This is a genomic window from Rhodococcus sp. B10 (genome assembly GCF_011770055.1).
GTDB classification, from domain to species: Bacteria; Actinomycetota; Actinomycetes; order Mycobacteriales; family Mycobacteriaceae; genus Rhodococcoides; species Rhodococcoides kyotonensis_B.
Window position 1 is genome coordinate 67,787 of sequence record NZ_JAAFYV010000018.1, and the last position, 20,647, is coordinate 88,433.

The following is a 20,647-nucleotide window of genomic DNA, read 5'->3' on the forward strand; positions in this document are numbered from 1 at the left end:
TAGCTGCTGAATCAGCGGCCGGACCGGCTTTTGAGAGCATTCACAAAGACGTTGGGGATTTCCGCTGGGTTTCTCGCCAAGAAGCTGGTTCCGCCGGTGGCCGCCGAGATCTGTTGCAGCACGCCGGCGTCGGCGTCGTCGGTGATCCCGATCGTGACGACGATGACGGGCTTCGTCGGGTCCTGCTCCGCCCGTAGCGTCGACAACAGTTCGTCGAGGGAGATGCTGTCGGGATCTTCGTTCGTTCCGTCGGTCAGGATGATGACGCTGTTGATGTAGTCGGGGTCGTACCCTTCCTTGACCTTCCGGAACGCCGCCAACGTGGTGTCGTAGAGGCCCGTTCCGCCACCGACGAGGCTCGGCAGAGTCCGCGTCTGCTGCAGCAAGACCTCACGCTGCGAGGTCCCGTTCACGTTCTCGTCGAGACGCCGGATCGGCACGAGTTCGCGGTAGTCCTGGTTGCCGCCGCCGAGTCCGATCGAGAACGCCCAGAGCCCGAGAGCTGCGTTGTCCGGGAACAGTCGGTTGCCGGTGTCGCTGGCCTGGACGGTCAGTCCGATCCGGGTGTCGGCGCCCGCGCTGTAGCCCATCGAGCCGGACACGTCTTCCATGACGAGCGTGCGCGACGGCAGCGCCAGGACCTGATACCGCTGCAACGTGTCCTCGGCGGTCTGTTGATCCGCGATGGTCAACGTTGTGACATCACCCAAACCGCGGCCGTCGCTCAGGGCGGTCGCGTCGGGAGCTCGGAAGCCTGCGTCGGACAGCGCCGACAGACCGGCCTCGGAAGCGAGGGCGTCGGCGACGGCGCGGCCGACCTCCTTGGCCTCGTCGTGCCGCTCCCCCGCGGGCTCGGTGACGGCAAGCGGGAAGTTGAGAAAGAAGCTGCCGGTGGGTGGTGTCGTCGCACCGAGTTCGGTGCCGGTGTCCTTCTCGTACGTCAGCAGCGACTGTTCGGACACGACGGCGACGCCGCCGTCGGAGGACATCTCGTCGAGACGCACGACGGGGTCCGCCTCCCCACGCGTCGCGGCCTGCGCCTGCGCGATGGGAACGAGGGCAGCGGACACCGAGTCGACGGCCTCGGCGTCGGACCCGGCTTCGGCGAGCGCGCCGAGGATGGCCGCGTCGGACACGGTGTTGCTGAGCGGATTACCGATTCGTAGGCCACGCAACTGCAGTGCCGTGAGCCAGGTGTCGAAAAACGGAACCTCGTCCTTGCGGGCAGCGATGACCGCCGGACTACTGGCCACCGACTGGCTGGCCAGGTCGACGAGGGCGCCCGTCGCACGTACGGTCTTGCCGACCCACAGCGACGAGTCGGGAATCCACAGAGCAGGCGCGTCGGCACCCTTCGACACCGCGGCCGACGCGTCGGCCGAATCCTGGGCGGTGACGTCGACGCTGCCGCACCCGAGTTCGTCGGCCGACTTGCCTGCCAGAACGCCGGCCACCACGTCCGCGATCGCAGGATCGGCTGCCAGGGTGTACGTGGCCGGATCGGAACAATCGGAACCGAAGGCCTTTTGTGCTGCGAACACACCGCCGCCGACCACGAGCAGCGCCACGACGGCGATAACGCCGTACTTCACCAATCCCGTCGAGCCGGACGCGGCGGACGGCGCGCTGTGTTTGCCTGGCATTGCAGAACCTCTCCGTAGTGAGCAGAAGCCGAACTGCGATGACTCCCGCTGTGCGGTTGGCGGCGATAGTAACGGGTTCTACGAGTACAGAGTCTCGAACTTCTTCAGCGAGCTCTCGATGTCGCCCTTCAAGGCTCGTGCGACGCCCGAGCCGATGGGCCCGAACAACGGCGCTCCGCCGAGATCGATGTCGAGCGCGAGGTCCGATCCGCCGGCCTTGGCTTCGGACACCGACAGCACGAGCGAGATCTTGACGCCGCCCTTTCCGTTTCCTTTCAGCTTCAACTTCTTCGGTGGGTCGTAGCTCTCGATGGTCCAGCGGACCCGGTTGCGCATGCCCTTCACGGTGGCCACGCTCTCCAGCGTGGTGCCTGCAGCGAGCTGGTCGGGGAGCTCGCCTCGCCATGCTTCGTGGATGGACAACCACTTCTCGTAGTCCGCGAGATCCGACGCGTGAGACCACGTCGTGTCGGGGTCGAGGGGAACGTTGACGGAAACCTTCAGCTTGGCCACGCAGGGATAGTAACCACACATGCCACGACGCCCGTGTGAGGCATGACTCACACGGGCGTCGTGGTTTTGTGACAGTTCCTAGTGGACCGACGCCTTTTCGGCACCGATGCCGGTCAGCGACCGCACCTCCATCTCGGCCTGCTTGGTCTTGTCCTCGTTGTCCTTCGACAACAGGGTGCCGACGATGCCGAGCAAGAAGGCCAGCGGGATGGACACGATGCCCGGGTTGGACAGCGGGAACCAGGCAAAGTCCGAACCGGGAATCATCGACGTCTTCGACCCGGACACGGCGGGCGAGAAGACGATGAGCACGAGCGTCGAGATCAGGCCACCGTACATACTGCACAGCGCGCCGGTGGTGTTGAAGCGACGCCAGAACAGCGAGTACACGATGGTCGGCAGATTCGCGGCTGCGGCGACGGCGAACGCCAGTGCGACGAGGAACGCGATGTTCTGTCCGTTCGCGAGGATGCCGAGGCCGATCGCGAGCAAACCGATCACGACGGCGGTGATCCGCGAGACCTTGACCTGCTTCCGCTCGTCGACGTCGCCCTTCTTGATGACGGACGCGTAGATGTCGTGTGCGAACGACGCCGATGCGGTAATCGTCAGACCCGCGACGACGGCGAGGATCGTCGCGAAGGCGACGGCAGAGATGACGCCGAGCAGGACGACACCGCCGAGTTCGAACGCGAGAAGCGGTGCGGCCGAGTTCTGTCCGCCTGCCGACGCGAGAATGCGATCCGGTCCGACGATGGCCGCGGCGCCGTAGCCGAGAACCAGGGTGAACAGGTAGAACGCACCGATCAGAGCGATGGCCCAGACGACACTGCGACGGGCTTCCTTCGCGGTGGGCACGGTGTAGAAGCGCATGAGAACGTGTGGGAGACCGGCAGTTCCGAGCACGAGTGCGATGCCGAGCGACAGGAAGTTCAGCTTGGACATGTTGCTGCCGCCGTACTGGGCACCGGGCTCGAGCACGTTGGTCGCAGCGACGGTCTCGCTGGCCGAGCCGGAGATGGTCGCCTGTGCGCTACCGAGCAGGTCGGACAGGTTGAATCCGAACTTCGCGAGCACGAGCACCGTCATGAACAGCGCGCCTGCGATGAGCAGAACAGCCTTGATGATCTGCACCCACGTCGTACCCTTCATGCCGCCGACGAGGACGTAGACGATCATCAGCACACCGACGACGGCGATGACGATGGATTGCCCGGTGCGATCGGAGATGTCGAGCAGCAGTGCGACGAGTCCACCCGCGCCTGCCATCTGCGCGAGCAGGTAGAACAACGACACCGTCAGCGTCGACAACGCGGCCGCGGTACGGACCGGACGCTGCTTCAGACGGAAGCTCAGCACGTCGGCCATCGTGAATTTACCTGTGTTGCGGAGCAATTCGGCGACGAGAAGCAATGCGACGAGCCACGCGACGAGGAACCCGATGGAGTACAGGAAGCCGTCGTACCCGTAGACCGCGATGGCACCTGCGATGCCGAGGAAGCTGGCCGCGGACAGATAGTCACCGGCGATCGCGACGCCGTTCTGCGGCCCGGAGAATCCGCCGCCCGCGGTGAAGAACTCCGACGCCGTCGCGTTCTTCTTGCTCGCGCGAATGACGACGAACATGGTGACGGCGACGAACGCACCGAAGATCGCGATGTTGACGATCGGTTCGCCGACGGTGGTGTCGGCGGCTTGTGCCAGGACGTTCACGACCGAGCCTCCATTTCGTTGCGAAGCGCTTCGGCGCGGGGATCGAGCTCACGGTTCGCGAATCGGACGTAGATGCCCGTGATGGCGAAGGTCGTCACGAACTGACCGAGCCCCAGCAGCAGGCCGACGTTGATGTTGCCCCACACCGGGGTGGACATGAAGTCGTGCGCGTAGTTGCTGAGCAGCACGTAGACGATGTACCAGATCAGAAAGAACGCGGTCATCGGAAAGACGAAGTTGCGCAGGCGTCGTCGCAGCTCCTGAAACTCCGGGCTTGCTTGCATCTCCACGAACGCTTGCGCATCCGGGGGTGTTGTATCCGGCTTGGTCACCGTCGTTGCTCCCTCTTTCGGCCGTCACGGTCTGTGACTCGGAACTGAAGGAGACGGTAATGAGAGCCACATCACAAAGGAACGATGCGGCAGCGATCGCACGGTGAACCGACCGTCGATGCGACGAACGGTCGCCGAACGACGACGAACGGACTTACAGCTCGCGCTCGCGATCGCGGCCCATGTCGAGACGTTCCGGCGCGTGCAGCCGGGTGAAGATGCGTCCGACGTCGACAGGCACCGATCGTGCCGTGGCCTTGCTGACCAGGATCATGAGCGCGAACGCGAGCGGAACACTGACCGCCGCCGGGTAGCCGAGAATCGCTGCGGGCCAGCCGGACCACACGGCGTCGGACACTCCGAACACCGACAGCGTCGCCGCGGTGAGGGACACGACGCCGCCGCCGATCAGCCCCGCCGCGGCGCCCGCGGCCGTCAAACCGCGCCACCAGATTCCGAGCACGAGCAGCGGGCACAACGTCGACGCGGCCACGGCGAACACCAACCCGACCGTGCGCGAGAGATCCAGCGACACCACACCCAGAGACAGAGCAAGCGGGACGATGCCGGCGAGGACGGCCGCGATACGGAAGTCGCGGACCCGACCGCGCAGCACATCGGTGCTGAGCACGCCGGCAATACTGACGAGCAGGCCGGACGACGTCGACAGGAACGCCGCGATCGCACCCGCGGCGACGACGGCAGCGAGCAGTTGGCCACCGACACCCGACAGGACCGACCCCGGCAGCAGCAACACCGCGGCGTCGGACGTGCCGGTGATCGACAGTTGCGGCACGTAGAGGCGAGCGAACACCCCGAGCAGCGTCGGGAACAGATAGAACACGCCGAGCAGACCCAACACCGTCAGCGACGTGATGCGTGCGGCACGTCCGTCGGGGTTCGTGTAGAACCGCACCAGCACGTGGGGCAGGCCGAGAGTACCGAGGAACGTCGCGAGAATGAGCGAGTAGACCTGGTACAGCGGGTGCGTCCCGCCCAGTCCCCACCCCGGTTGCGCCCACTGTCGATCCGTCGTCGGCGCCCCCGCGACGACGGGAACCGGCGAGTCCGCGTCGAGAACGAGCGTCGTACCGTCGCCGAGTTCGTGCGTTCCGGGGTCGAGAACAAAACGCCCGTCCACGGCCTCCTGGTCGACGGTTCCCCGCGCGGTCACCTCGATCGGCGAATCCACCTGCACCAGAACGTCGGTGGAGATCTCGACGGTCGTCTCACGATCGACGGTCGGTGGCGCCGGACTGCCGACGACACGGTCGTCCGCGAGAAAGTGCATGGCCAGCACGACGGCGGGAACGGCGACGGCCGTGAGCTTCAGCCAGTACTGGAACGCCTGCACGAACGTGATCGACCGCATCCCGCCCCCGACGACGTTCGCGATGACGATGAGACCGACGACGGCCGCGCCGACCCAACTCGGAACGCCGAGAAGGATGTTCAGTGTCAGGCCCGCACCCTGGAACTGCGGCACCAGATACAGCGCGCAGATGATGACGACGACGAACATCGCCAGTGTCCGCAATCGCCGTGAGCCGAGGCGGAACTCGGCGAAATCCGGGACCGTGTACGCCCCGCTACGTCTCAAGGGTGCGGCGACGAACAGCAGCAATCCGAGGTAGCCCGCGGTGAATCCGATCGGGTACCACAGCGCGTCCGCGCCGTATTTCGCGATGAGACCGGCGACGCCGAGAAACGACGCAGCCGAGAGGTATTCACCGGAGATCGCCGCCGCGTTCCACCTCGGCCCGACACTGCGCGACGCCACCAGAAAGTCCGACGTCGTGCGTGCCAGTCTCACGCCGTAGACACCGATCGCGACCGTGGCGACGGCTGCGAGCAGCAGCGCGGCAACCGTCACCCAGGGCACGGTGTCCATCTAGTCGTCCACGAGGTCGACGAACTCGTGTTCGTTGCGGTCGGCCTGACGCACGTACACCCACCCGACGACCAGCAGCAGCGGATAGACCGCGACACCCAACACCAGCCACGGCAGCCGAATTCCGAACAGCGTCGCGTCGGCGAACGCGGGAACGACGAGGGACACGAGCGGGATGGCGAACAGCACGGCCAACGTCAGCAGCGCCAACCGGACGGACAGCATCAGTTGTGCACGTACGAGACCACGGACCATCGCGTCGCCGACCTCGGTCTGCTCCTGGACCTCGACGCGGGTGCGCACCATGCGTGCTCCGCGCCTGCCCGCGAGAACGACGCGTTCCCTCGGCCGGCGTCGTGGCCCGGTCACCGGCTCGACCAGGACTGCAGCGGACCGCGGACCAGTCGGTCCTTGAGTTCTCTGGTGTGACGGCGGCTCACCGGCAGTTCGGTGGCGGGCAGTGCGCCGTCGGCGCGCAGGCACACGACCAAACCCGAACCGACACTGCGAATTCCGGTCACGAGCGCGAGCGACACCAGGAAAGATCGGTGCACCCGAAGGAAACCACTGCTCCCCCAACGGCTTTCGAGCGTAGAGATCGGGATACGCACCAGATGCGAGCCGGACGTGGTGTGCAGCCTGGCGTAGTCGCCCTCGGCTTCGACCCATCCGACGCTCGAGCGTTGGACGAGCGTCGTCGTCCCGGCGAGTTCGACGGGAATGATCTCGTCCGAGGCGACGGCGTCCTGCGGTTCGCTCTGTCTACCCGCCGACACGATCCGGCGAAGCGATTCCGCGAGCCGCTCCTCGCGCAGCGGTTTGAGCAGATAGTCCACCGCTCCGAGGTCGAATGCCGCGAGTGCACGGTCGTCGTGCGCGGTCACGAACACCACGGCAGGTGGGCGCGCGAAATTCGACAGGATCCCTGCGAGTTCCATGCCGTCGAGTCCGGGCATGTTGATGTCGAGGAACACGGCGTCGACAGCAGGCACACCGGGTCCGGCGGGATGTTGCAGCCGACGCAAGGCAGTGGTGGCGTCCGAGGCCGTACTGACCTCGGCCACCGAGTCCTGTCTGCTCAGCAGAAAGGCAAGCTCGTCGAGCGCGGGTTTCTCGTCGTCGACCGCGAGCACGACGAGCCCTGTCGACGACGCAGTATCCACGGACGTCATCGTGCCAGACGCGCCGGTCATGCCCGAATACCTGCTCGAAATTTCGGTACCCGCATGCTGACCTTCGTTCCGGCGCCCGGCGCGGTGTCGACGACGAGTCCGTAGTCGTTGCCGAACGCTGCACGCAATCGGTCGTCGACGTTGGACAGCCCCACGTGCGCGCCTTCCTCCACGTTCAACGAGCCCGAGCGCAACATGTCCGGATCCATGCCGACGCCGTCGTCCTCGACGCTGATCAGACAGTCGGTCCCCTCGTCGGCGGCGACGATGGTGATGGTGCCGCCGCCCGAACGTCCGGCCAGCCCGTGTCGAACCGCGTTCTCGACGAGCGGTTGCAGCGCGAGGAACGGCAGCACCACGCTCAACACCTCGGGCGCGACCCGCAGCGTCACCTGCAGAGTGTCGCCGAAGCGGGCGCGTTCGAGAGTCAGGTAGCGGTCGATGTTGCGCAGCTCGTCGGCCAGCACCGTGAATTCGCCTGCCGTCCGGAACGAGTAGCGCGTGAAGTCGGCGAACTCGAGCACCAGCTCGCGAGCCCGGTCCGGGTCGGTCCGCACGAACGACGCGATCGTGCCGAGTGCGTTGTAGATGAAGTGCGGACTGATCTGCGCTCGCAGTGCGCGTACCTCGGCGCGATCCAATCGAGCGCGTGACGCGTCGAGCTCGGCGAGTTCTATCTGCCCGCACGCGTACCGGGCGACCTCCGAAATCGCGCCGAGCATGCCCGGCCCCGGCACCGACGTCGTCACGGCTCCGAGAACGCCGACGACGCCGACGTCCTCGATCAGCAGCGGTTGCGCGATGACAGCACGTACCGCGTGATCCGGCCCCAGCGGATACGACAGCAGGACGCGTCGCTCACCCTCGATCGCACGTGACGACGCCTCCAGAAACGGCCCCGCCAGTTCGTCGTAGGGGCCGTTCCACGTCAGCAGGCTCGCATCCGCGTCGGCGACACCGAGCGCATCGCCGCCGGTCAGGGCCCGCAGATGCGGTGCCGCCTCGGCGGCGGACTCCGCGTCCAACCCTTGCCGCAGCGGGCGCGCAGCCAGCGATGCGGTGTGGAGCGTCGAATGCACGGCTCGTTCCTCGGGCGTCGTCAGCGCGCGACGGCCACGGAAGCTGATCAGCGCGATCGCCGCCACCGCACACGCGGCGATGACGGCGAGCCAGAGAGGCGCAGAGTTCACTCGGGCTGCCGCTCCGCGTCGAGCTGCGTCGGTCGATCCAGCACGGCCCTCACCCTCCTGCGCAGGTGTTCGGCGCGGGCGCACCCGCGAAACGGTCGGACAGCCATGACACTCCGTACGGAATCGCAGCCTGGTCGGAATGACCTTGTCCCGGGTCCCGCCGAAGTTCGACGACGTCTCCCAACGAGCATGCCTCGGCGACGGCGTCCTGTGTCCACTTCGGGTCGATCAACTGATCCTGGTCGCCCACGAACGCCGCCAACGGAACCGACGACCGCGCACGCGGAAGCGCGACGGACGTCAGCCACTCCTCCATGCGCAGTCGCGACGCCTCGGTGGCAGGCGCGGAATCGCCGGGCGTCAGACGCGTTGCGGCTTCGGCCTTCTGCACTCCGAGCAGATCCGTGCACGCGGTGAGTGCACGGCGTTCGCTGCTCAGGACGCCGCGGATGTACTCAGACGAGTCGACGTCGGGCTGCCGAAACTGCACACCGACGACCAGAAACGGCGTCAGCAACGCCTGCGGAAGGGTCGGTGTCGCACCGCTTCGATACAGCGGGCTCAGATCCAACACGGGCGACAGACCGACCGCGCCGACGAGATCGAGACCGTCACCGTAATCCGCGCGCTCCGCCGCAGCCCAGACCGCCTGTCCGCCTTGTGAATTGCCGATGGCGCCCCATCGCGTTCCAGTTCCCGGCACGAGCGCACGTGCCGCGCGCACGATGTCGATCACGTTGTACGCGGCGGCGTCGGGATCGAGATACGGGTGTGGTCCGTCGGTGCCGATACCCTCGTAGTCGGTGACGGCGACGACCATGCCGCGTTCGAGGAACGGTGCGACAGTTCCGATGGTGCCCAACAGGTTCGGATACAGGGACGGTGCACATTCGTCGGTGACGCCCGTGGTTCCGTGCGCGACGGACACGACGGGCCATCCACCCGCGGGCGGCGCTCCGCTCGGTGTGAACACGACGCCCGACACCTCGGTACCTGTAGTGCCGTCCCCGGACGTGGACCGGTAGACGACGCGGGTCGCCGTCGCACCGAGCACACGGACCGCGAAGTCCGCATGACCCATGGCGAACGACGAGACCACTGCGCCCCGCTCGTCGCCGACCGGGGCTGCAGGCACGACTGCCGAATGCGGCTGCGTTTCTGCCTGTGGCTTCGTCTCTGCCTGTGGCTGAGCGCAACCCGCCAGCACGCAGACCGCGACGGCCAACGCCGCTGCCAGCCGCGTCACCGAATACGCCGTTCGATTCGCGCCTCGGCGGCAGCCTCCTCGACGTCGAGACCGTCCAGAACCTCCCGCAGCACCTCGTCGTCGAGATCGCCGGAGTCACGCGCTTTCACGAGCGCAGTTCGCTGCGCCGCCAACACGTTTCGTCGCAACCGGTCGAACGTCGCACTCGCCGACTTCTTGCGTTCCTCGTGGTCCTCGGCCGCGTCGGCTTCGAGACGGGCGCGGACCGAGCGTCGCACTCGGTCGAGCACCGCGTCGACCGATTCCTTGTCGGACCCCGAGATGCCGTCGGAGGCCACCTCGGACAGGTACGTCTCGGCGGCTGCCCGAGAGATCGCGCGGGCCAACGCATGCTGCTCTTCCGTCTGCTGCTGCTCGAGCGGATCCGCGACGTCGAGGCGCCGGATCAGCATCGGCAGCGTCAGACCCTGGATCAACAGTGTTCCGACGGCAACGACGAACGCGACCGCCTGGATGACGCCGCGGCCCGGGAAGGGATCGCCCGTCACCGTCACGAGTGGTACACCCGATGCCGCGGCGAGCGTGACGACACCGCGCATCCCGGCCCAGGACAGCACGAGGTTCTGCCGCCACGTGAGACCCACGGCATCGGTGCCGGAGGATCCGTTCCGCCGCACCAGTTTTCGGCTTGCGGCCCGTCGACCGGTGTTGACGAAGATCCACGCCGGCCGCACCGCGATGACGACCGCGAGAATCAGCAGCGAGTAGGCGAAGATGTGCAGCACGGGCAGGCCGTTCCGCTCGACCTCTGCGATGACCGACTTCAGCTGAAGACCCATGTACGCGAACACGAATGCCTCGAGCAGCAGGTCCAGGGTCGGCCACACCTGCCGCTCCTGGATTCGCGTCGTCACCGGGACGTCGGCGGTGACGCGTCCGAGCACGAACCCCGCCGTCACCACGGCCAGCACACCCGACGCGTGTATCTCCTCGGCGGCGAGGTACGCCGCGAACGGAAGAACGAGGCCGAGAACGGTTTCCAAGGCCGAGTCCTGGATACGGGATCGGACGAAACGCACGATTCTCGCCAGTATCAGCCCGATCAGAACTCCGCCGACGATCTCGTACGCGAAGAACAGAACGGGCGAGTCGATGGCGATCTTCTTACCGGTGACCGACGCGACCGTGAGAGTGAACAGGGTCAGTGCGGCGGCGTCGTTGACGAGACTCTCACCCGTCAGGATCGCCATCATGCGCGACGGCAGGCCGAGCTTTCGGCCGACGGCGACGGCCGCGACCGCGTCGGGAGGTGCGACGACGGCGCCCAGCACGAGGGCTGCACCTAGGGTCAGTTCCGGGACGAGCCAGTTCGCGAAGTAGCCGACGGCGAAGGTCGTCACGACAACCATGATGATGCCGAGCCGCAGAATGTGGCCGAGGTTCTTACGGAAACTGACGAACGAGAAGTCGAGCGCAGCCGAGTACAGCAGCGGGGGCAGGACCGCGCCGAGGATGAGATCCGGCGCGAGGGTGATGTGCGGGACGCCGGGTACGAACGACGCGATGGACCCGACCGTCACCAGGACGAGCGGAACCTGCAGATCGAGACGCTTCGCGAAACCGGCAACCGCGACGGCGGCAATCACCACGAGGAGAAGAATCGGTCCGTCCACACGAACATAGTGCGCCAACGCACCCGTGCGCGGATAGTTGGCCCAGGGGCCGTGTCCAGGGGCCGACTATTCACGCACGGGCGCTACGCGCCTACTTTTCCGGAATCGCCTTCTTCGCGGCTTCCTGAACCTTGTCGACCTTGTCGGAATACTTGCCGCCGGTCTTGTTGTCGATGAAGTCACCGGCCTTGTCGACGGCGCTCTCGATCTTGTCCGAGTTCTCGGCAGCGGCCTTCTTGCCCTTGTCGACGAGACCCTTCAGATTGTCTGCGAAACCCATGATCGCTCCATCTCGTGTGGTTGTGTCCGACCCCGAAAAGCTTACTCAGGCCGGCGCGCCTGCAAACAGGCGTCGCTTCTCTCCGTGCAGTGCCGCACTGATCCACCAGGCTGCTTCGACTGCCACGATGCCGATTGCGCCGATGACGAGTGCCGTCGTCGTCAGGGCGATGTTCGACGGGTCCAGCTTGAAGAACGTGCGGCAGAACGGGATCGTGAACAGCAGCAGGTAGCCGACGACCGACCCGGCGAGCAACAGAATCTTCCACCACACATACGGCCGCGCGACGACGGCGAGTACCCAGACGGCGATCATGATCAACGTGATCAGTGCCGTCGTACTGGCTTGCGTCACCTGGGTTTCCGACGCCTCGGGCCCCTGGTACGCGAGCAGGTACGACACGAACGTCGCGACACCGACGATCAACCCCGACGGCACCGCCAGACGCATGACGCGGCCCACGAATCCAGTGCGTGCGCGTTCGTTGTTCGGCGCGAGCGACAGGATGAACGCCGGAATGCCGATGGTGAACCACGCTGCGATCGTGACGTGCCTCGGCAGGAACGGATACGGCAATGGTTCGAAGTGGAAGATCTGCGACAGCACACCCGAGATCCCGATGAGAAACGCGAGCAGAACCGAGTACACCGTCTTGGTGAGGAACAGATTCGAGACGCGTTCGATGTTGCCGATGACGCGTCGACCTTCACCGACGACATACGGCAGCGTGGCGAACTTGTTGTCCAGCAACACGATCTGTGCGACCGCGCGCGTTGCCGCGCTTCCCGATCCCATCGCGACGCCGATGTCGGCGTCCTTGAGGGCGAGCACGTCGTTGACGCCGTCGCCGGTCATCGCGACGGTGTGCCCCCGAGACTGCAGCGCGCCGACCATCTGCCGCTTCTGATCGGGACGCACGCGTCCGAAGGTGATGCCGCTTTCGACGGTGTCGGCCAGTTCGTCGTCGTTCTCGGGCAGCGTGCGTGCGTCGACAGGGCTGCCCTCCAATCCGAGCGAGCCCGCGACCGCGCCGACCGACACCGCGTTGTCGCCGGAGATGACCTTGACCGAGACGGACTGGCTGGCGAAGTAGTCGAGGGTCTCGCGGGCGTCGGAACGCACCTTCTGCTCGAGGATCACCAGGGCCCGAGGCGTCACGACGCCGGGAGCGTCGACGTCGTCGACGGGCAGGTCACTGCTGGCCAACAGCAGGACACGCAGGCCGGACGAGCCCGCATCCTCGGCCTGGCGCGCGATGACAGTGTCCGCGTCGAGCAGTACGTCCGGGGCGCCGAGGAGCCAGTTGCCGTGGTCCCCGTAGGACAGCCCGCTCCACTTCTTCGCCGACGAGAAGGGTGCGACGGCAGTCTCGGTCCAGTTCGGATCGTCGGGAAAGGCCTCGGCAATGGCGAGCACGCTGGCGTTCGGCCGCGGATCGTCGTGGGCGAGGGCAGCGAGCACCTGCGTCAGCAGGCCGCCGTCGCCGTCCTCGACGACACGCAGCTCCGACAGGCGCATACCGTTCTCGGTGAGGGTTCCGGTCTTGTCCGCGCAGACGACGTCGACGCGCGCGAGACCCTCGATCGCGGGAAGTTCCTGCACGAGACACTTGCGCTGGCCGAGGCGAACGACACCGACCGCGAACGCGATCGACGTCATCAGCACGAGGCCTTCCGGCACCATCGGCACGAGCGCGGCCACCATGCCGTTGAGCGCGGGCCCGAGCGACTGACCGCTCGAGAACAGCTGGTTGTAGATGATCAGCGCACCGGCCGGAATCATCAGGTACGTGATGAACTTCAGGATCCTGTCGATGCCGCTGCGCAGTTCGGAATGCACGAGCGTGAACTTGCTGGCTTCCTCGGCGAGCCGGGCGGCGTACGCGTCGCGTCCGACTTTGGTCGCCCGGTAGGCGCCGCTGCCCGAGACGACGAAACTTCCCGAAAGCACTTGTGCGCCATCGGTTTTGTGGACAGCGTCGGCCTCGCCGGTGAGCAGGGACTCGTCGACCTCCAGGCTGGCCGTCTCGATGATCTCGCCGTCGACGACGATCTGATCGCCCGGTCCGAGTTCGATGACGTCGCCGAGGACGACCTCGTCGGGCGCGACCTCGCGGGCCACGCCGTCGCGTCGCACGACGGGCTTGTTCTGGCCGACGATCGCCAGTTCGTCCAGCGTCTTCTTGGCGCGGATCTCCTGGATGATGCCGATGCCGCTGTTCGCAATGATCAGCAGGCCGAACATGCCGTCGACGATCGACCCGGTCGACAACACGATCAGCAGCAACACACCCAGGATCGCATTGATTCGGGTGAAAACGTTGCCCCGAACGATGTCCTTGACGGACCGACTCGCACGAGCCGGGACGTCGTTCGATTTCCCCTCGGACCGAAGCTGCGCCACCTGCGCTTCGGTCAATCCGCCCTCGCGCTCGTCCGTCTCGATCGACATGGGGGTTAGCCTAATCGGGTCGTTCCTGCAGGCTCCACTCCTGCCTATGCGTTCGCCGTCATCCGAGCCGTGCCCACCAACGGTCGTCGGCGACGCCGTGAGCGACGTCGACCCGCTGACCCGGCATCGGCACGGCCGTCGTGATTCCTGCCTCGTTCGCCGCGGCCTTCAACCGAACAATCGGCTCCGACCACGGATGGAAGGCGAGGTTGAAGGTAGCCCAGTGGACCGGCACGAGAACACCACCGTTCAGGTCCTCATGCGCGCGGACCGCTTCCTCGGGGTTCATGTGAATATCGGCCCAGCGCGGGTCGTAGGCACCGACCGGCAGCAGCGTCAGATCGAAGGGGCCGTACTGGGCACCGATCTCGGCGAACTTGACCGTGTATCCGGTGTCACCACCGAAGAAGACGCGATGCTCCGGCCCGGCGAACGCCCAGGACGCCCACTGCGTCGGGTCGCGCCTGAGTCCTCGACCGGAGAAGTGCCTGGCCTCGGTGCACGTGATGGTCAGACCGTCGATCTGGGTCTGCTCGTCCCAGTCGAGTTCGACGATCCTGTCCTCCGGGATCCGCCAGTGCCGCAGGTGCGCGCCGATGCCGATCGGTACGACGAACGGCGCGTCCTGCAGACTCGCAAGCCGCTGGATGGTCGCCTTGTCCAGATGGTCGTAGTGATCGTGCGAGATGACGATGGCGTCGACCTTCGGAAGCGCGCGCAGCGGCAGAGGCGTCGGATGCAGCCGAGCCGGACCGAGCGTGCGCGACGGCGACACACGGTTGCTCCACACCGGATCGGCGAGGATCCGTCGACCGTCGAGCTCGATCAGCACCGACGAATGCCCGTACCAGGTGACGGCCGTTTCCCCGGCGTCGACCGGCGCGATCGTCGGCGCCAACGGGACCGGTCGCTGCGGCTTGCCGTCAGATCGACGCTTGAGGAACGACACCAGGAGAGACTCGCCGCTGCCGCCGGTGAAGCTCGAGCTCGGCTCGCTGTTGTGGAACCGGCGGTCGCGGTAGCGCGCGGAGTTCGCGGCGTACGGCGCGATCTTCGCTGCGGTGGCACCGATCTGCGCGGGCAGACCCCACGCGGCACGCGTCACCCAGGCAGCAGCCGCGACACCCACAGCAAGAGGCACGATCGATTTGCTCGTCACCGAAGCCACGATAGGTGAACTGCTGCGATCGAGGGCGTGGTCACCGCGTCGATCGCGTCGCCTGTGGTCGCTGACGTGGACCGATGTTCCCGTCGTGTTCTCCCTCGGCGTAACGGCCATCTCCCGCAGCTCGGCGCCCCGGTACGGAAGTAGAATTCTCGATGTCGTTTTTGCTCTGAAAGGAGATCGCACCCAGTCATGACCACCGAACAGCGTGAGTTTCAGGCCGAGACGCGTCAGCTCTTGGACCTGATGGTTCACTCCATCTACTCGAACAAGGACAGCTTCCTTCGCGAGATCATCTCGAACGGGTCCGACGCACTCGACAAGCTGCGGCTCGAGTCGTACCGAAACAAGGACCTCGACGTCGACGTCTCCGATCTCCACCTCGAGGTGGAGATCGACAAGGAGGCGCGAGTCCTGACGATCCGCGACAACGGCATCGGCATGACCCGCGACGAGGTCATCGACCTCATCGGCACGCTCGCCAAGTCCGGTACCGCCGAGGTTCGCAAGAAGCTGAAGGAAGCCAAGGACGCGGCCGCGTCGGAAGAGTTGATCGGTCAGTTCGGCATCGGCTTCTACTCGACGTTCATGGTCGCCGACAAGGTCACCCTGCTGACGCGCAAGGCCGGGGAGAGCACCGCGACGCGCTGGGAGTCCGACGGCGCAGGCACGTACGAGATCTCCGACGTCGACGACGCCCCGCAGGGCACGTCCGTGACGCTGCATCTCAAGCCGGCCGACGAGGAGGACCACCTCCACGACTACGCGTCGGAATCGAAGATCAAGCAGCTCGTCAAGAAGTACTCCGACTTCATCGCGTGGCCCATTCGCATCGACGTCGAGAAGACCGTCAAGGCAACCGAAGAGGGCGCCGAGGACACCACCACGATCGAGACGCAGACGATCAACTCGCAGAAGGCACTGTGGACTCGCCCCAAGGACGAGGTGTCCGACGACGAGTACAAGGAGTTCTACAAGCACGTCAGCCACGCATGGGACGAACCGCTCGAGGTCATCCCGTTCAAGGCCGAGGGAACGTTCGAATACCAAGCGCTGCTGTTCATTCCGTCGCAGGCGCCGTTCGATCTGTTCATGCGCGAGGGCAAGACGGGCGTGCACCTGTACGTCAAGCGCGTCTTCATCATGGACGACTGCGAAGAGTTGATGCCCGAGTACCTGCGGTTCGTCAAGGGTGTCGTCGACGCACAGGATCTCTCGCTGAATGTTTCACGTGAAATCCTGCAGCAGGACAGGCAGATTCGCGCGATCCGTCGACGTCTGACGCGCAAGGTCCTGTCGACGATCAAGGAACTGCAGAGCGAGAACGCCGAGAAGTACCAGACGTTCTGGTCGCAGTTCGGTCGGGCGCTGAAGGAAGGCCTGATCTCCGACTCCGACAACCGCGAGACGCTGCTGCAGGTGTCGTCGTTCGAGTCGACTCACTCCGAGTCGGGCCTCACGACGCTCGCCGAGTACGTCGACCGGATGAAGGACGGCCAGGAGCAGATCTACTACATGACGGGCGAATCCCGTCAGCAGATCGAGAGCTCGCCGCACATGGAGGCGTTCAAGGCTCGTGGCCTCGAAGTTCTGCTGCTGACCGATTCGGTCGACGAGGTCTGGGTCGGCAACGTTCCCGACTTCGACGGCAAGGCATTCCAGTCCATCTCCAAGGGCGAGGTCGACCTCGACACCGAGGAGGAGAAGAAGGAAGCCGAAGCCAAGCGCGAGGAGCAGGACAAGGAGTTCGAAGAGCTCCTGAAGTGGATGAGCGAAACCTTGTCCGAGGACGTCAAGGAGGTTCGCCTGTCGTCACGTCTCACGACGTCGCCCGCGTGCGTCGTCGGCGACGAGTTCAGCTTCTCCCCGCAGCTCGAGAAGATGTACAAGGCGTCGGGACAGTTCATTCCGACGTCCAAGCGCATCCTCGAACTCAACCCGACACACGACCTGGTGACGGGCTTGAAGAAGGCACGCGAGGACCGCAGCGACGACCCGTCGTTGGCCGAGACCGCAGAATTGCTCTACGCCACGGCACTTCTCGCCGAGGGCACCGAGTTGAAGGATCCCGCGAAGTTTTCGCGTCTGCTGGCCGACCGGTTGACGCGGACGGTGTAGGCAGCTTCGCTGCACGTGCACGGAAATACATAGGGGGCTATGTATTTCCGTGCACGTGCTAGGCGAACCCGAGCTCGTCCAACGCGGCCAGATAGTGCTCGCCGTCGAAGTCGGGTAACAGCGCCGACTGCAGGATGTACCCCTGACACAGCCCGACGACGAGGGGCGCGACCGCCCGCGCACGATCATCGGAGTCCTCGAAACCCTTCTGCGCGAACCACACTCGCAGATAGCGCTCGTACAGCCCACGCAGTTCCACCACGACCGGAATCACCGTCGACGTCTCGCGCGGCTCTGCTGCCGCCGCCGCCCAGATCTGCACCAGGATGCTCGGGTTCCCGATGTCGCGTGTCATCCCCGCCAGGAACATGCGGATGACAGCCTGCGGCGGAGGCAACGGATCCTGCTTCTCCAGCCCGTCGAGGTCCTCGGACCGGCTCCTCAGGACGTCACGCGTCACCTGCAGGATCAGCTCCTGCTTGTTCTTGAAGTAGCTGTAGATCGCGCCGGCCGACAGCCCTGATTCGGTGATGATGTCCGCCATCGACGTGCCCTCGAACCCCGATCGCGCGAAGCACGTCATCGCCGCATCGATGATCTGACGTCGACGCTCGACGCGATGGTCCTCGCTCACTTTGGGCACCGGGCCATATTAAAAACGAATGCTCGTTCTTGACAACTCGCCCTCACCGCCTCAGCATAAAAGAACGATTATTCGTTTTTTTAGGAGTCGAACCATGAAGCTCACCACCTGGCCACGCGCCGTCGCCGTCGCACTCGTCGGCTCGGCAGCCCTGGCCGTCGTCGTCCTCGCCTTCCTGTGGCCGTCCGTCACGTCGAAGGTCCACGAGATTCCTGTCGCTGTCGTCGGCGACTCACCCGCTGTGACCAGCCGATTGTCGGAGCAGTTCGACGTCACGACCGCGGCGAGCCGTGACGACGCCGTGCAGCGGATCGAATCGCGCGACGTGTACGGCGCAGTCGTTCTCGGCCCGACCCCGGAGGTTCTGACGGCCTCCGCCAACGGCGCGGTCGTCGGTCAGATGCTCACCGGGGTTGCGTCGGCGATGAATGCTCAGGTCACCGACGTCGTGCCGCTGGCGTCGACCGACGCGCGAGGCGCCGGCCTGTCGGCAATGGCGTTCCCGCTGGTAATCGGCGGCATCATCGGCGGTGTCGTCATCTCGATGACCACCAGGGGCGTGTGGCGACGGCTCCTCGCCACCGCGGTCTACGGCGTCGGGGCAGGTGTTGTCGTCGTGGCCATCACCCAGGGTTGGTTCGGCATTCTTCACGGACCCGTGCTTCTCGACGTGGCCGCGGCAGCCCTCGCGGTTCTGGCCGTCAGTGCCCCGATCGTCGGTCTGACGTCGATCATCGGGCCGGCGGGCATCGGCGTCGTCGCGGTACTGATGATGTTCGTCGGAAATCAGATCGCCGGGGCGACGCAACCCGCCCAGTTCCTGCCGGCGCCGTGGGGTGCCATCGGACAGTTCTTGCCGCCGGGCGCCGGGTCGACCCTGATGCGGACGCTGTCCTACTTTCCCGAGGCATCGACCGCTCAGGCGTGGTGGGTGCTGATCGCGTGGGTCGCGCTGGGTGGCGTGTTCATGGCCGTCGGGCACCGCACGACGACGGCCGCGACACGCGCGTCGATCGTGCGAGCAAGCTCGGTCGCCGAGCCGGAGCGTGTTGCACTGTAGGCACCGACCATCGAATGGAGGCCTTGGACGTGACGGACCCGGTACTGATCGAACGCAGCGACGACGTCGTCGTATGGACCTTGAACTATCCCGAAGCGCGGAACCCGATCTCGGAGATCGAGACGATCGACGCGCTCGAGGACGCCGTTCGGGACGTGAACCGCGACCCCAGTGTGCGAGTGGCGATTCTGACCGGCGCCGGGTCCGCGTTCTCGTCCGGAGGCAACGTCAAGCACATGCGGGACAAGGAAGGAATGTTCGGCGGCAGCCCGGCCGAACTGCGGCAGGGCTACCGTCACGGCATCCAGCGCATTCCGAAAGCGTTGTACCACTGCGAGATTCCGACCATCGCCGCCGTCAACGGTCCGGCCGTCGGGGCGGGGTGCGACCTGGCGCTGATGTGCGATCTGCGTATCGCGTCGACGACGGCGAAGTTCGCGGAGAGCTTCGTCAAGGTCGGCATCATTCCCGGCGACGGCGGTGCATGGCTGCTGCCACGGGCCGTCGGCATGGCTCGGGCGAGCGAGATGGCGTTCACCGGTGAGGCGATCGACGCGTCGACGGCGCTCGAGTGGGGCATGGTGTCGCAGGTGGTCGACCCCGACGACTTGCTCCCCGCGGCGCACGCGCTGGCGGCACGTGTGGCCGTCAACCCGCCGCAGGTGTTGCGGATGACGAAGAAACTCCTGCGCGAAGGTCAGCACCAGAGCCTCGAGTCGCTGCTGGAACTGTCCGCGGCGTATCAGGCGATCGCGCACACGACGTCGGACCACTCCGAAGCGGTGAACGCGATGCTGGACCGGCGGGAGCCGAGGTTCGAAGGCCGCTGACGCGCCTCGTGCGTGCGAATGTACAGCCGGCTGTACATTCGCGCGCACGGACTACGCGCTCATCGCCATTTCCGCGCGGAGTTGATTCATCGCCCGATGCTGGGCGACCCGCACCGCGCCCGCGCTCATTCCGAGCGCCCGACCGGTTTCGGGGGCCGTCAGTCCCCACACGACGCGCATCAGAACGATCTTGCGCAGTCTCGGGGCAAGTGTGTTCATCAACGCTGTGGCGTCGCTGTGCAATTCGGAATTCAGCGCGTGCTGTTCCGGACCGTCGTCGGTACTCGGTTCGTCGGTCACGAGTTCGAGTGAATATGCCCGTCGCAGAGCGGTTTTGCGGCCCGCGTCGGCCAGTTTGTGCGATGCGATGCCGTAGACGAAGGCCATGAACGGTTTGCCGTAATCACGATACGTCGGCACCGCCGTCACGAGCGCCAGACAGACTTCCTGCACCACGTCGTCCGCGGACACGTCGAGGTTGCCGGAACGCGTTGTGCAGTAACGCTCGAGGTGTGGCCGCACCAGAGCGATCACGTCTCCCAATGCGTCCTTGTCGCCGGCCACTGCCTGCGGCACGCGCGCCTCGAGTGTGTCCACGATGTCTACCACGGTCATCGCTCACGTCCTCCCTGCCGAACTCCCCTGTCGTTGATTCGATACTGCGGCGATTCCGGTTTGGTCACTACCCACCCCAGGGTGAACAAGTGCACCCCGGGGGTGATCTTTCGTCAGTCGTCGGGAGGGTTCGACGACGCGTGCAGGTCGA

Annotated in this window: 18 protein-coding genes; 3 read left to right on the forward strand and 15 right to left on the reverse strand. The window is 65.7% G+C overall.

Translation table 11 applies throughout. The features are described from left to right. Nucleotides 1-11: 11 nt before the first annotated feature. The 13 genes from RhoFasB10_RS13815 to RhoFasB10_RS13875 form a co-directional block, all read right to left on the reverse strand. Complete coding sequence (locus RhoFasB10_RS13815; protein ID WP_068424597.1) at nt 12-1,643, reverse strand: VWA domain-containing protein; 1,632 nt, start codon at nt 1,641-1,643, stop codon at nt 12-14. A gap of 78 nt (nt 1,644-1,721) precedes the next feature. After that, a complete protein-coding gene (locus tag RhoFasB10_RS13820) occupies nt 1,722-2,156 on the reverse strand; it encodes an SRPBCC family protein (protein ID WP_068424598.1) in 435 nt (144 codons plus the stop codon). A 78-nt stretch (nt 2,157-2,234) separates the two neighbouring features. After that, the gene (locus RhoFasB10_RS13825) at nt 2,235-3,869 is read right to left on the reverse strand and encodes a cation acetate symporter (protein ID WP_167676828.1); all 1,635 of its coding nucleotides are present in this window, start codon (nt 3,867-3,869) and stop codon (nt 2,235-2,237) included. Next, on the reverse strand, nt 3,866-4,153 hold the full coding sequence (locus RhoFasB10_RS13830; protein ID WP_167676860.1) for a DUF485 domain-containing protein: 288 nt from the start codon (nt 4,151-4,153) through the stop codon (nt 3,866-3,868). The genes RhoFasB10_RS13825 and RhoFasB10_RS13830 overlap by 4 nt, the downstream gene beginning before the upstream one ends. 202 nt (nt 4,154-4,355) lie before the next feature. Then, on the reverse strand, nt 4,356-6,092 hold the full coding sequence (locus RhoFasB10_RS13835; protein WP_068424605.1) for a cation acetate symporter: 1,737 nt from the start codon (nt 6,090-6,092) through the stop codon (nt 4,356-4,358). Then, on the reverse strand, nt 6,093-6,398 hold the full coding sequence (locus tag RhoFasB10_RS13840; protein ID WP_240931099.1) for a DUF485 domain-containing protein: 306 nt from the start codon (nt 6,396-6,398) through the stop codon (nt 6,093-6,095). Nucleotides 6,399-6,457: 59 nt separating this feature from the next. Further along, nucleotides 6,458-7,285, reverse strand: coding sequence for a LytTR family DNA-binding domain-containing protein (locus tag RhoFasB10_RS13845; protein ID WP_240931089.1), 828 nt, complete (start codon nt 7,283-7,285; stop codon nt 6,458-6,460). Next, nucleotides 7,282-8,424, reverse strand: coding sequence for a histidine kinase (locus RhoFasB10_RS13850; RefSeq protein WP_254303512.1), 1,143 nt, complete (start codon nt 8,422-8,424; stop codon nt 7,282-7,284). Before RhoFasB10_RS13850 ends, RhoFasB10_RS13845 begins: the two co-directional genes overlap by 4 nt. Nucleotides 8,425-8,503: 79 nt before the next feature. Continuing rightward, a complete protein-coding gene (locus tag RhoFasB10_RS13855; RefSeq protein WP_167676830.1) occupies nt 8,504-9,700 on the reverse strand; it encodes a lipase family protein in 1,197 nt (398 codons plus the stop codon). After that, nucleotides 9,697-11,334, reverse strand: coding sequence for a Na+/H+ antiporter (locus tag RhoFasB10_RS13860; protein ID WP_068424610.1), 1,638 nt, complete (start codon nt 11,332-11,334; stop codon nt 9,697-9,699). The genes RhoFasB10_RS13855 and RhoFasB10_RS13860 overlap by 4 nt, the downstream gene beginning before the upstream one ends. A 91-nt stretch (nt 11,335-11,425) precedes the next feature. Continuing rightward, the gene (locus RhoFasB10_RS13865) at nt 11,426-11,614 is read right to left on the reverse strand and encodes an antitoxin (protein WP_068424611.1); all 189 of its coding nucleotides are present in this window, start codon (nt 11,612-11,614) and stop codon (nt 11,426-11,428) included. A gap of 45 nt (nt 11,615-11,659) precedes the next feature. Continuing rightward, a complete protein-coding gene (locus RhoFasB10_RS13870; RefSeq protein WP_167676832.1) occupies nt 11,660-14,065 on the reverse strand; it encodes an HAD-IC family P-type ATPase in 2,406 nt (801 codons plus the stop codon). Between the two features lie 58 nt (nt 14,066-14,123). Then, on the reverse strand, nt 14,124-15,224 hold the full coding sequence (locus RhoFasB10_RS13875; RefSeq protein WP_068426033.1) for an MBL fold metallo-hydrolase: 1,101 nt from the start codon (nt 15,222-15,224) through the stop codon (nt 14,124-14,126). A gap of 198 nt (nt 15,225-15,422) precedes the next feature. Between RhoFasB10_RS13875 and htpG the strand changes: the two genes are divergently transcribed. Beyond that, complete coding sequence (gene htpG, locus RhoFasB10_RS13880) at nt 15,423-17,348, forward strand: molecular chaperone HtpG (protein ID WP_167676834.1); 1,926 nt, start codon at nt 15,423-15,425, stop codon at nt 17,346-17,348. A 58-nt stretch (nt 17,349-17,406) separates the two neighbouring features. On the opposite strand, the gene RhoFasB10_RS13885 is transcribed toward htpG, so the two are convergent. Next, nucleotides 17,407-17,991, reverse strand: coding sequence for a TetR/AcrR family transcriptional regulator (locus tag RhoFasB10_RS13885; protein WP_167676836.1), 585 nt, complete (start codon nt 17,989-17,991; stop codon nt 17,407-17,409). A gap of 94 nt (nt 17,992-18,085) precedes the next feature. Between RhoFasB10_RS13885 and RhoFasB10_RS13890 the strand changes: the two genes are divergently transcribed. Then, complete coding sequence (locus RhoFasB10_RS13890; protein WP_167676838.1) at nt 18,086-19,051, forward strand: hypothetical protein; 966 nt, start codon at nt 18,086-18,088, stop codon at nt 19,049-19,051. Between the two features lie 29 nt (nt 19,052-19,080). Continuing rightward, nucleotides 19,081-19,881 (forward strand): crotonase/enoyl-CoA hydratase family protein, encoded by an 801-nt coding sequence (locus RhoFasB10_RS13895; protein WP_068424623.1) that lies wholly within the window; start codon nt 19,081-19,083, stop codon nt 19,879-19,881. Nucleotides 19,882-19,932: 51 nt separating this feature from the next. On the opposite strand, the gene shbA is transcribed toward RhoFasB10_RS13895, so the two are convergent. After that, entirely contained in the window at nt 19,933-20,496 is a 564-nt protein-coding gene (gene shbA / locus RhoFasB10_RS13900) for an RNA polymerase sigma factor ShbA (protein ID WP_167676841.1), read from the reverse strand. Nucleotides 20,497-20,647 lie beyond the last annotated feature (151 nt).